Annotated in this window: 8 protein-coding genes; 2 read left to right on the forward strand and 6 right to left on the reverse strand. The window is 47.4% G+C overall.

The genetic code is table 11. From position 1 onward, the window contains the following. Positions 1–257 precede the first annotated feature (257 nt). Positions 258–1613, reverse strand: coding sequence for an MATE family efflux transporter (locus Q4Q50_RS00720; protein WP_012588199.1), 1356 nt, complete (start codon positions 1611–1613; stop codon positions 258–260). A gap of 400 nt (positions 1614–2013) precedes the next feature. Between Q4Q50_RS00720 and Q4Q50_RS00725 the strand changes: the two genes are divergently transcribed. Further along, positions 2014–3555 (forward strand): MFS transporter, encoded by a 1542-nt coding sequence (locus Q4Q50_RS00725; RefSeq protein ID WP_311897907.1) that lies wholly within the window; start codon positions 2014–2016, stop codon positions 3553–3555. A gap of 100 nt (positions 3556–3655) precedes the next feature. Here Q4Q50_RS00725 and Q4Q50_RS00730 read toward each other — a convergent pair whose 3' ends face one another. Further along, complete coding sequence (locus tag Q4Q50_RS00730; protein ID WP_311897909.1) at positions 3656–4180, reverse strand: DUF3087 domain-containing protein; 525 nt, start codon at positions 4178–4180, stop codon at positions 3656–3658. A 389-nt stretch (positions 4181–4569) separates the two neighbouring features. Here Q4Q50_RS00730 and Q4Q50_RS00735 point away from each other — a divergent pair, with 389 nt between their 5' ends. Next, a complete protein-coding gene (locus Q4Q50_RS00735) occupies positions 4570–5331 on the forward strand; it encodes a substrate-binding periplasmic protein (protein ID WP_311897911.1) in 762 nt (253 codons plus the stop codon). A 126-nt stretch (positions 5332–5457) separates the two neighbouring features. Here Q4Q50_RS00735 and Q4Q50_RS00740 read toward each other — a convergent pair whose 3' ends face one another. The 4 genes from Q4Q50_RS00740 to Q4Q50_RS00755 all read right to left on the reverse strand — a co-directional run bounded on the left by Q4Q50_RS00740 (position 5458) and on the right by Q4Q50_RS00755 (position 13087). Next, positions 5458–6564 carry a CobW family GTP-binding protein gene (locus Q4Q50_RS00740; RefSeq protein WP_261271850.1) on the reverse strand — a complete coding sequence of 369 codons (1107 nt, stop codon included), beginning with the start codon at positions 6562–6564 and terminating at the stop codon, positions 5458–5460. Positions 6565–6741: 177 nt separating this feature from the next. After that, positions 6742–8160 (reverse strand): DEAD/DEAH box helicase, encoded by a 1419-nt coding sequence (locus Q4Q50_RS00745; protein ID WP_011846268.1) that lies wholly within the window; start codon positions 8158–8160, stop codon positions 6742–6744. 129 nt (positions 8161–8289) lie between these two features. Then, a complete protein-coding gene (locus Q4Q50_RS00750) occupies positions 8290–11337 on the reverse strand; it encodes an EAL domain-containing protein (protein ID WP_311897913.1) in 3048 nt (1015 codons plus the stop codon). A 130-nt stretch (positions 11338–11467) separates the two neighbouring features. After that, positions 11468–13087 carry a glycogen synthase gene (locus Q4Q50_RS00755; RefSeq protein ID WP_311897914.1) on the reverse strand — a complete coding sequence of 540 codons (1620 nt, stop codon included), beginning with the start codon at positions 13085–13087 and terminating at the stop codon, positions 11468–11470. Positions 13088–13254: the final 167 nt, after the last annotated feature.

The following is a 13254-nucleotide window of genomic DNA, read 5'->3' on the forward strand; positions in this document are numbered from 1 at the left end:
TTGGCGCAGAAAGATAGTCGTTGAATGTCAATCGGGGCCATGAATCGCCCCGATACTGAAAACAATCGTGAAATTAATGGTGAAATCAATTGTAAAATCGATTATGAAACTCAGGGAAAACTAACTACTTATGTCCGCTGTTCATATATCTATTCTTACCGCTTGTCTGGCCGCGTCTTTCGCCTTCTTTTGCCCTCTTCCCTCATCATCAGCGCACGCAAAAAAGCTGGCAAAACCAAGACCCAAGCAAAACAGAGTTATTGCAGCCGCGCCTCGACTCGCTTCATGGCGTAGAACATCCATATCGTCAGAATAGTGCTACAGGTTGCGAGCGATACCCACACACCAATCACGCCAAACATCCAAGCGAAGCAGTAGATAATCGCAGCGATCAGGATAAGTTTCGCGCCGGTCAGCATAGAGGCTTGTTTCGAGCAATTAATCGCTTGGAAGAAACTCGCACCGACTAAGATTAAGCCTTCCATCGGTAAGCCCCAGAAATACCAGCGCATACCTTCAATCGCCACGGGCGTTAGGTTCTGATTATCGCCGGCAAACAAATACACTAGCCATTCAGGGCGAGAATAAATCAGCGCTAAGCCCAAGGCTGCGGTGAGCAGCGTCATGCCAAAGGCAATATTACGTGCTTGCTTAACCCTATCGAAACGCCCAGCGCCCGCATTAAAGCTATAAATTGGCTGCGTGCCGAGGGCAATACCTTCGAAAATCAAATAGAAGAATGCTTCTGTGTAACTGACTACGCCATAGGCTGCCACGTGTAAGGGGCCGCCCACCCACAAAAAAGCTGTGTTATGCAGGGTTAACACTATCGACAAATAAAGGTTCATCAAAAAGCTGGGTAAACCCACTCGGGCTATGTTCAAGCAATTGTCGAGCTTAAGCTTCATCTGCTCAAGGTCTATCCTTAACTGAGTGCGAGGACTGAAAAAGTGCTGCAAACACAAAAGCCCAGTCACCGCCTGCGACATCATGGTCGCAATCGCAGCGCCCGCTAAACCAAAGGGGAAGACCACAATAAACAGCCAATCTAAGAAAGTGTTTAATACGCCGCCCAAGATCAACACCCAAGTCACCATAGATGGCCTACCATCATTACGCAGCAGTGTGGTGAAGGTCATTGAAATAATGGGGAAATGACACAGAGCGAAATACCAGAACAGGTATTCGTTGGCGTTTTCGAGAATATCCCCCTGCGCCCCGAGGGCGATCAAAATATCCCGCGAGAATATCCCACCAATGAGGGCAAAAATGGCTCCCGCCAATAAACACAAACTAAAGGCATTACCGAGCAATTTACGGGCCTTAGCCACATTGCCTTGACCAAGATTGATCGACACTAATGCCGCGCTGCCCATGCCTATCATGGCGCCAATCGCATACAAAATAGCGCCGACTGGATAGGCTAACATCATCCCCGCCAGCCCAGTTTCACCCAAATAGTGGCCAACGAAGATGCCATCAATCGTCACATAGACGCCCGTCACCAACATAGAGGCGATGGTGGGTATGGTATAGCGCCAAAAAAGCTTCGCAATCGGCTCCTCGAGCAAGCTCATATCCGCAGGAGCATGATTAGATGTTATTGCTGTCATTAGCGTTTCTCACAAAAAAGGGGGCAAGAGTCGTATCTATTTAGAAAAATGATCGGGTGAACAAAAATGCGACAATGGATTGTACCTAAAATCAGCCGTAACTCAAAGCAAGTTAAGTATGAAGATGTAACCACAAAGATTAATCATCACAATAACTTAAGCCTACACAGTCCAATTTCAGTCAAATGACAAACCGAGCACAGTCCAATAACAGATGTAGGCTAACTCATCATTTTTTGCTACTTTTTTGGTGTTTAAGGCCGAATTAGGTAAAGTATCAGCTCAAGCAAGCCTATTCGCGTATTTTAGCAAGATGAAATGATTAACTATAAAAATTTAAGATATTGATAATTAATGGCTTAATTAATAATAAATTCAATAACAATAATAAGGGAAGGACATGAGTCAGAATAGTCCAAATGCAGGCAACGACCTGCGGGAAGTCAAACAGCTCGGTATGTGGGCGTCCATTACTAGCTTAGGTTATGTGTTTTGGCTGGTCGGCGGGATGGAGTTAGTCGAGCGTATCGCTTACTACGGCGTCAAAGCCAGTGCAGGACTGTACGCTAAAGCGCCTGAGTCTGCGGGCGGGCTTGGGATCAGCCTAAGCGACTACGGCATTATTATTTCCCTCTGGGCGATCATGCAAACTTTTGTGCCTGTATTCACCGGTGGCATTTCTGACCGCGTCGGCTACAAAGAAACCATCTTTGGCTCCACCATCATTAAAATCTTTGGCTATCTGGTGATGGCATTCTTCCCCAGTTTTTGGGGCTTTCTTGCTGGCGCATTACTCCTCGCCATCGGTACTGGGATATTTAAACCGGGCATTCAAGGCACCTTAGTGCTGTCCACTAATCGCAATAATACCTCTATGGCTTGGGGCATTTTTTACCAAGTCGTCAACATTGGCGGTTTCCTCGGGCCGTTAGTGGCCGTACATATGCGCCAATTGTCGTGGGACAATGTGTTTTTCGCCTGCGCCGCGATTATCTCACTCAACTTCTTATTTTTACTGACCTATACAGAACCAGGCAAAGCCGAGCGACTAGAGCGTAATAAACAAATCAAGTCAGGTGAAGTCAAACAAGAAGCCCTGTGGCGTGATGCTTGGCGTGAGCTGAAAAAGCCGATTGTGATCTACTACATGTTGGTATTTGCAGGCTTTTGGTTCTTGTACAATGCCCTATTCGATGTGTTGCCTATCCATATTTCCGAATGGGTCGATACCAGCGTAATCGTCACATCCCTTTTTGGCAGCGAAGGCACCAGTAACGGCATTCTGCAATTTTGGCTTGGCCTCAATAACGAAGGCACTAAGGTGATGCCAGAAGGCATGCTCAACCTTAATGCCGGCATGATCATGACCAGCTGTTTTATCGTCGCCGCACTGACGGCTAAATACCGCATCACAACTGCTATGTTTGTTGGTTGTTTGCTGAGTATTTTGGCCTTTGTGTTTATCGGCGCCTTCCATGCGGCTTGGTTTATCGTGCTCGCGATCGCTATGTTCTCCATTGGCGAAATGATGATTAGCCCGAAGAAAAATGAGTTTATGGGCAACATAGCGCCCGAAGGTAAAAAAGCCATGTACTTGGGCTTTGTGATGTTACCCCAAGGGATCGGCTGGGGATTAGAAGGCTACTTTGGCCCTAAACTCTATGAAATTTATGCATCGAAAGAATTGTTTTCGCGGGATTTATTGTTAGAGCGCGGCATGAACGGCACTGAGGTTAGCGCCATTCCCCAAGGTGAAGCCTTTACTACCTTGGTGAGCTACACAGGTGAAAGCGCCCAGGAACTCACCCAACTGCTGTACCACAGCCATAACATTGGCATGGCGTGGTACATCATCGCCGCCATAGGGACTATCTCAGCGGTGGGGATTTTTATCTATGGTAAGTGGTTACTCACACTGCAAAGAGCCCAGCAAGCCGCCTAAGCGGGACTCGCTAACCTCATTCGAGGTAAGGGCGATAAAGACAAGATAAGGCCTAAATAAAGGCAAGGTGAGGAGCGATCTTCATCTTGCCTTATCAGTATCAGAAAGGACGCGTCAGCAGCTCAGGCGTAAATTGTTCAGGCGACAGCAATAAACCTAAGTTCTCGATTTGTGCATTTAACCGATTGAGATCTTGAGTCAGCGCAGGCAAGGTCAGGGTATTGTCATCGAGTTCATACACTTGCCTTAAACTCGTGTAATAAAACAGCAGTATAATCAAAGCATTCACATCATTTTGCGCCGCAGCGGCTTTAATCTTTATCAACTTGCGATAGATACGATTATGGAGCTGCTTTAATTGCCACACATAATAAATTTCGCTGAAGAAGGGTTTGTCCTTCAAGTTATAAATCACTGCGCTACACAGACCCAGACTGAAAATCACCCCTAAGAGATTCAAATGGAAATTACCTGTTGGCTCACCCGGCACAGGCGTCGCACCAAACAGCGCAATCAACCCAGCTCCAAAAATCAGTGACAGCACGACTAAGCTAACAACTAAAATTACGATGAATAAATTCATGTTTTTACGGTACAAGGTTTTATCTATTTCCTGCAGCTTCATAACATCCCGCTCAAATAGGCCGCCTAGCGTTGGCGAATCAATCAATTAGTGGCAGAGCATACCGCAATCCCATTTATTCGGCCTTAACTGATTTAAACGCATAGCTAAAATACATTTTCATCCTCACCCGCAAGCGATACAAATTGACACCTTTAGGTATCATTAAACGGTCTGAGGGATAGGGTGATGTATCAATTGAAGATCAACGGCTTAATACCCTTACGATTCTCACTAATCTCACGTTTATCTCAAAACATAAAAATGTTAACGTGCGCCCCAATCAAGGTAAAATTTGCTAACCTTAATCTCAGTGAATTTCATCATGGTATCGCCACCTTTGCGAGATACCTAGCCTTAAGCTCCCGCATTCATACCACACAAGGAATGCCATGATACCCAGCAAAGCCTTTGCACAAGTCATCCTTTTGGTGCTCAGCAGCCTTTGCTTGACTGCGCAGGCCAAAGACCTGCTGGCCGTGGGTACAAGCTTCAGCCAAATTTTCGAACTACAGCCTAATGGCGAATATACCGGCTTAGGTGTCGATATTTTAAATCGCTTCGCCCAGCAGCAAAGTGTGAACATTCACTATCAAATTACCCCTTGGCGCCGCGCCATTTCTATGGTCGAACGTGGCCAAGCGGATATTCTTATTGGTCCCTACGATACCCCAGAGCGTGAAGCAAACTTGGCTTTTGCGACGAAAGCGTTTTACCGCGATGATATGGTGTTTTATGCTCGGGCAGACAATGAAATAGTGTGGAATGGCGACTATGCCAGCATTAAAGGTCAACGGATTGGTAAGATGCAGGGTTGGAGTTATGGCCCGACGTTTAATGAACAAACTAAGTCATTGAACATCAATGAATTTGTCGATATTAAAAGCGGGATAGAACGCCTCTCTCGGGGTGATTTAGATTTACTCGCCACAAACAGCCGTAATACCGATGCTGTGCTCGCCCAAATCAAAATCCCTAAGGCAATTACCCCAATCACGCCGATAATCGATGTCCAAGATGGTTTTATGGCATTTCCTAAACAGGCGAAATTTGATCCCTTAAGACATAGGTTTGACAGCTTTTTCGATGAGATGATCCAAAATGGCACCTTTACGACACTCGGCCAAAAATATCGCGTAACCTTGCCTTACTGAGCCGGCGCGACTGATCATGCACGACTGTTCCTTCATGTACGACCGCTGCAACTTTATTAGCACCCGCCTAACCTATGCTCACATGTGTAATAAAGGGCGATGGGAAAGTCAGTGAGCAGTTAATCGTTAACAAAGACAGGCGAGCAACTGCAGCTCAATCTCGTCCCAATCGACGTCATTCACTGTAATCATCTCAAGTCTGGAATCTAAGGTGTCATCGAGTTCAACCACAGTAAACTCATGATCAATCCAGTTAAATCCAGCGATCCCCTCAGAGGTGATCATTACAGCCTTTAACCTCAGCAAGACTTGCCCGACGTCTGATGACTGAGTGTAACGCTGAATTAACGCCATTAATTTATCGAAATCAAACTCTTGTCTTGGTTCAAACACCCAGCCGCAGCTAAAACAGCCTTCGCCTTGATTCTGCTTGCGTACTATGCCACGTGCATCGAATTCGAGAGCGACTTCGATTGCGCCTTCGGCAAAAAGGCTTAGCTCACTCAAACGCGAACCACCCGTGCGGAACAGGCTTGGCGCTGTCGTCGGTAGGCTGCCCAGCTTTAAGCCCACGCTAGCATGCCCATTTATATTGAGTGACACGCGCCTTGGTTGGTTTAAATAATCCAGCAGCGCGCTAGGTAAAGGTTGCTGGTTAGTGTGGCTCACCACAGGAATATCAGTACGTTCGATATGACTTAAATAGGTCTGTAACTCATAGAGTAACTTAGTATTTTCAGCGTCATATAAATCTGACTTAGTCGCGATAATCACATCGGCCACTTGCAGCTGTTGGATGAAGTTTGCATGTTCGCGATAGCGAGGATCGTGGATTTTACGCGCGTCCACCAAACATAAAGTACTGCGCAGTGAAATCACATTCTGATAATGGGGTGCACTCAATACTTTAATGATTTCATTAGGATGCCCAAGCCCAGTCGGTTCAATCAATAAGCGATCAGGTTTTGCTTTCGCAATCAACTGATTGATCGCCACTTGCGTCGGCACGCCCGCGGCGCAGCACATACAGCCACCCGCCACCTCACGAATTTGTATGCCGTTATCGGAAGAATTCAGTAACCCCGCATCAATGCCAACCTCACCAAACTCATTGACCAGCACTGCCCAAGTCTCATCCGCGGGTTTAGTCGCCAGCAATTGTTTAATCAGAGAGGTTTTACCTACGCCTAAAAAACCTGTGATGATATTGGTGGGAATCGCTTTGATAATCATAAGGAAACTCGCTCGAATAGAAAGCTTGGCGCTCGAGTGTAGAAGTATTGGCTTTGAAGCTCAACAAAAAGCGCATCGGTGAGGATGCGCTTTTAGAATGGCGACGGGCTATTTAACAAACCAGGCAACCGTCAAACAGCGAGGCTAACAGGCGCTTGGCGCTTATTTTGGCTTAACTTATTTAGACTTATTGGTGCGAGAACCAAAACCTGACTTATTGCTCACCAAATTCGACTTAGGTTTAGTCGCATTAAACGGCTTACTTGAGCCTGACGCAGGCTTAGCACGGCTAGAGGATTTATCGCCACCTGCTTTGCTGTCCTGCGCTTTACCTTTAGCGTACTTACCCTGACGAGACTGACCAATAGTGCGATCCTGCGGCGCCTTATGGCTCCACTTTCCAATCGGCTTAATCGGTGCGGCAGGCGCATCACGGTAGCGGGCAGGTAAAGGCGAGCCTTCTTCATAACCCGGTTGTACCGACACGGGCAGTTTTTGCTCAATCAAGGCTTCAATTTCAGCGAGCATTTCATCGTCTGAAGGTGACACGAACGAAATCGCGCGGCCGGTTAATCCTGCACGGCCTGTACGACCAATACGATGGATATAATCTTCGGCAAGGAAAGGCAATTCAAGGTTGATCACCATAGGCAAGGCTTGAATGTCTAACCCACGTGCAGCCACATCGGTTGCCACCAGCACCCGTAATTTACTGGCTTTAAACTCTTCTAACACCCTATTACGGGCACCTTGAGTTTTATCACCATGGAACACGCCTGCGGCTATGCCATCAAGCTTTAATTCTTGCAATAAATGCTCGGCGCTTTCTTTCGTGCTGGCAAAAACCAACACTTGACGCCAATTGTTGCGGCCAACGAGTTCTGACAACAGCTCGGCTTTGCGACGTTTATCAACGCGATACACTTCCTGCACTACTGTAGATGCCGTTGTCGTATCGGCAACATTCACCCACTGAGGTTCATTCAGCATTTTCTCGGCGAGTTGTTTCACCGCATCGCTATAGGTCGCTGAAAACAACATGGTTTGATGCTGCGGCGCAATTAAGCGTTTCACTTTTTCAATGTCGCGCACAAAGCCCATGTCTAACATGCGGTCGGCTTCGTCGATCACTAAGGTCGTGACGCTCGATAAATCTAACTGGAATTGGCCGATAATATCGAATAAACGACCTGGGGTTGCCACCAAAATATCAACGCCCTGCTCTACCCCTTTACGCTGGGGATTCATGTTGGCGCCGCCGTAAACAGCTAAGGTTTTCAGTGGCAGGAACTGGCTGTATTTCTGGATGTTTTCGCAGACTTGGATCGCGAGTTCGCGGGTGGGAGTCATCACCAACGCACGTAAAATCGGTTTATCATTGCTGTCGCTTGTTAAAGACTCAGCCGCCAGCTTTTCAAGTACAGGCAGAGCAAAGGAAGCCGTCTTACCTGTACCCGTTTGGGCGCAGGCCATAATGTCTTTGCCTTCAAAGGCAAGCGGGATCACTTTCTCTTGCACTTGAGTGAGTTGCTGATAGCCACACTCAGTTATCGCATTCAAAATAGGAGAAGATAAACCGAGTGTTTCAAATTTCATAGGGACTCTTTAGCTAAGTAGTAAAACTTTGATGCGAGGTGATACTCAATGCCCCAACGCGGGGCCGCGGAGTCTAGCAAAATCCGCGGCGTTTTTATAGGCAATTATCATCCCGCGGTCAATATCCTCTTAGACACGGGAAACTAAAGGCGAAGCTTGCAGGTATTTTTGGGTGAATTCAGCGGCAGGCACAGGTCTTGAGAACAAGTAACCTTGGCCGTAGTCACAACCTGCTGCCAACAACACTTGGCGCTGCGCCTCGGTTTCGACACCTTCGGCAATCACCTTCATCCCCAGCTTGTGGGCCATTACTATTATCGCCTCACAGAGAATTTGATCGTTTGAATCGGTATCAATATGGCGGGTAAAAGATTGATCAATTTTAAGATAGTCGATATCAAACTTTTTCAGATAGGCGAGTGACGAGTAGCCAGTACCAAAATCGTCCAGCGACACTTGCACGCCCGCATCACGGTAGGCCAGTAGTTTTTCGGTCACCCCCATACTGGCGTCCAATAGCAAGCCCTCGGTAATTTCAACGCACACGCCCGCGCCTGTGATATTGAGATCTTGCAATAACTTCAGCCAATCATTAAGCAGCGTGCCTTCATCGCGAAATTGGATTGGGGATTTATTGACGCTGATTTGGATTTCAACCCCTAACTCGTGACGCCACGCCGCACTTTGACGCGCGGCTTGCTCGAACACCCAATTGCCGATATCGACAATCAAGCCCGTGTCTTCCGCCACCGGAATAAACTCGGCAGGTGATACTGCACCACGCTCTACATGCTGCCAACGGATCAAGGCCTCGGCCTTAGTCACATCCCCCGTTGCTAAGGCAACAATCGGTTGATAATGCAGTTCAAATTCTTTATTCACGACCGCTTGACGTAAATCTTGGATCAAGCGCATGCGGTATTTGGCGTATTCCTGCATCGACGGGGTGAAATAGTTGAAGCGATTGCGGCCTTGATCTTTCGCCGCATACATAGCCTGATCTGCATGCTTAAGTAAGCCTTCAATACTAGTCGAATCATCGGGATACAAAGTTATTCCAATACTGGCGCTGATGTAAGCCGTTTCTTCCCCCAGCACATAGGGCTCAGCAATTCGCCGCAGAATATTCTCGGCAACGCGCTCAATGCCCTTATGATCGTCCATCGAACTTAACACTACAGTAAATTCATCACCGCCAAGGCGCGCCACGACGTCGGCATCACGCACGCAGGATTTTAGGCGGCTGGCAGTTTCTATCAATAGTAAATCGCCCATGGCATGGCCTAAGGTGTCATTCACTTCTTTAAAGAAATCTAAGTCTAAAAACAATAAGGCAAAGTGATTACGATTGCGGTCGGCATTTTTCACTTCACTGCTTAAATACTCCAATAACATGCGCCGATTAGGCAACCCCGTCAGCGTATCGTAGTTAGCCTGTTTCCAAATCAGATGTTCATTTTGCTTCTTATCGGTAATGTCTGAGAACAGTGCAACACGTCGATAGGGATGGCCTTCTTTGTCATTAATGGTATTGATGGTTAACCAGATGACATATTCCTCGCCATTTTTGCGCCGCTGCCACATTTCCCCCTGCCATTGGCCTTTCTCGCGGATATCATTGTTCATTTTGGTGTAAAAATCACGGCCATTGAGGTCACAATAAAGCAGCCGAACATGTTGGTCCCGCACTTCAAATTCACGATAGCCCGTCATCACACTAAAGGCGGCGTTGACGGTAATAATCACGCCCTTTTCATCGAGGACACTCATGGCTTCAGAGCTGTTATCGTAAACCAGTGCCGACAATTTTAAGGATTCTTCGATAAGTTTTGCGTCGGTAATATCGGTATAGGTTCCGCACATCCGCAGGGCATTGTTGTTTGCATCTCTGCTCACGACTTTACCTGTATCAAGGATCCACCGCACCTTACGGTTTACGGTATTTAAGCGGTATTCCATCTTATGTTGCGCCGTTTCGCCACGAATATGGGCCTCAATCGAATGCAGCACTTTAGGTCTGTCTTCGGCGACTATCGCATCCATCCATTGGCGACTATTAGCGTTGAGCATATCAACATCGCAGCCAAGAATATCGGCGCTGCGGGCGTTACGTTCGATACGATCATGACGAATATCCCAATCCCACACCCCAAGATCGCTACTGCTTAACACCAGTTCGAGTTGTTCACGGCTAGCGAGCACCTCTTGATCAGCTCTGGCCTGTGAGGTGATATCAATAAATCCGGCAATCACCAACTGCACGGCATGATTACCACCGCGCTTACAGGCGACTGTCATATGGGTGTAAACCACGCTACCGTCTTTAACGATAAAACGTTTATCCATCTCGTAATTATCGATATCCCCCCGCAGCATAAGCTCAAATTTCGACGCATCCGCTTCTAAATCATCGGGATGGGTAATTTGCGTCCACGTCATCCGTAGCAATTCAGCTTCTGAATATTTGAGCATTTGACATAAACGTGGATTCACCTTTATCCACTTTTTATCTATTCCCGTTATTGCAATACCAATATTGCCCGCGTTAAATTGGCTCCTAAAAAGAAAATCATCCTGCAAGCGAATTTGTTCATCACGCTCTAATTCAAAACGTCGCGATAACAAGCGGCTCAATAGCCAAGTCGCAATGGGGAAAATGGTGAGCACAGGTAGGGTGACTTGTTCTAGTAAGGGCATTCCGATGCCATTGGGTAAAAATACGAACCACAACAACATCACGATATGAACGGTATAGGCAAAGAGAAAAATTTCTCCACCTGAAATATTGGCTAACAGAGACTTACGATATTGACGCCAGATCACCCCGATTAAACCGGATGACACTATGACGCCGACGCCAATCCACATCCCAGCGCCACCAATACTGATGCGATATAGCGCCGTCATCACGACAGCGACTAAGGTGGGCAAACCACCGAAAAAGAGGCCAGAAATACAGAGGATAACCGAGCGAGTATCGAAGAAAACGCCCGGTTGGTATATCCAAGGCGTGCTCATGATGGTGATACCAATACCACCGATGAGCATCCCAATAATGATGCGCCACAGCAAGAAATACTGCCGCTGATGCTTTTTAGGGATCACGTCGTACAAAAAGACCAACGCCAGCAGCAAAGCCGCATTTTGCACTAACGGAAAGAGAATACCTTTATCCATGACTCAGGGAGCGACTCCAATAAATGAGGGGGCTTGATACAATTTTAACATTCCCCTCACTAGTGTAGCAGAATCACTTAGAAATCATGCGTTAATTCCTTTTGCCACATCACACTTTGTATCTGCTGCATCACACTTTGCAATAGAGTTGTTGACGATATTGTTCAGCAATGGAATGCCAGTCAAAACGCTGCGCCATGGCCGCAGCACGCACTTGTGACCATGTTTTCCCATCGAAACAAGCAATGGCTTGCATCAACCTTTGCAAAAACGCTTCGGCTTGCTCATTTAAGCTATTGCCGCTAAAAGCAAAACCATTAACGCCATCCTCAACGGTATCCTTTAAACCGCCCACACTATGCACTAAACATGGCTGTCCCGCGCGCATCGCGAGCATTTGACTGATGCCACAGGGCTCAAAAGAGCTTGGCATCAAAAATAGATCGCCATGCTGATACAGCGCTTCGGATAACGCCTCGTTGTATCCTTGCAAAAATAATAGGTTATCGTATTTAGCCCCTAACGTTTGGAAAGACTTAGCAATCGATGCATCGCCACTGCCGAGTAAAATCAGCAGCGCCGTCGGTTTTGTTTGCTTCAATGCTTTAAGTAAGGTCTCAAGCACAGATAAACCCGAGGGCAATTGATGGCGCAGCAGTAAGACTTTTTGATCGGTCAAACGGCCTACCGAAGTGAGTAACAGGCTCGGTACTTGCTCTGCCATCGCTTGGCGCCAATGGGCTTGCGTGCGCGCAAAGGCAATCATATCTACGCCGCTCACTTGGGTTTGATGTCCCTGCCATTGCACTAACGCAGTCTCAATCGCACTGAGCAGTTGTTTGAACTCAGCCCCTTGAATACGCGCCTTTGGCTTAGGGTTTACATCGGCTGCCGATGAATATACACAGCCATTTAAAATCCCCACCACTTTGCCATCATTAGCCTTGAGCTGTAAGTCATGCTCTAGCCCTTCGCCCCCAAAGAATCCCGCTTCAAGTTTGGACGGCTGCAACACTTCTTTGGCGTAACTGGGTGAGACTAAATGCACTTTATCGCTCAGCACTATCCCCATGCGCATTGGGTTAACGCAGTGGGGATAACGCGGATCTGTGATCAGCTGTTTTTGCCCCTGCGTTAAAGACGCAAATAACTCGGGAAACCAAGCCGCAAACGAGGACGAGTCTTGGCTTAGGGGACGTATCCCCTGCAGAGCCAAATTGTGGATGGAGAACACGCACTCAATCTGTTTAAGTGCGCTGAACTCAGGCACAAACGCCCTTAGCATAGCTAAGCAGCCCGCATGCCAATCATGTAAATGCAGCACAGCCGGCATTGGCACTCGACCCGTGGCTAATGCCGTGGCGACACTCGCGCAAAGGAAAGCAAACTTAGTTGCATCGTCGGCAAAAGGACGCTCGGCGCTGCCTTGGCTATAAATTTGCCCAGGAACGGATTGCCAAAAGGCATGTTCAAGCAGATAAATCATCGCCTCAGGCACTTGAGGATGGGGCATGGCAAACACGTGCACCCGCTCCAATCGGCCGCCAAAGGCCACGGTTAACTCACCCAGATCTTGGGGTTGATTCGCGACCGCTGTCAAAAAGCCATAGCTTGGCATAATCACATCGGCGCACAAATCCACACCCGCCAAAGCGTCGGGTAAGTCACGGATCACATCCGCCATACCGCCAACCTTGGCGCCCGCAAGGGCACCGTTTTCAGCCGCGACCATTAAAATGCGTTGTTTCAATTAATTGGATACTCCCGCTACTTCATTTCAGCGGCTTATTAATAAGCTGACTGTACCTAAGCGCTAAATCTAAGGGCTTAATCTTGCACTTAGCTTAATGCCCGTAGTTAAAGCTTGTGCATAAGCCCGTTTCTAAGCCGTTTGTACTCGTTATGCTTCTCGACTCA

It is taken from the genome of Shewanella scandinavica (assembly GCF_031932065.1).
GTDB lineage: Bacteria > Pseudomonadota > Gammaproteobacteria > Enterobacterales > Shewanellaceae > Shewanella > Shewanella baltica.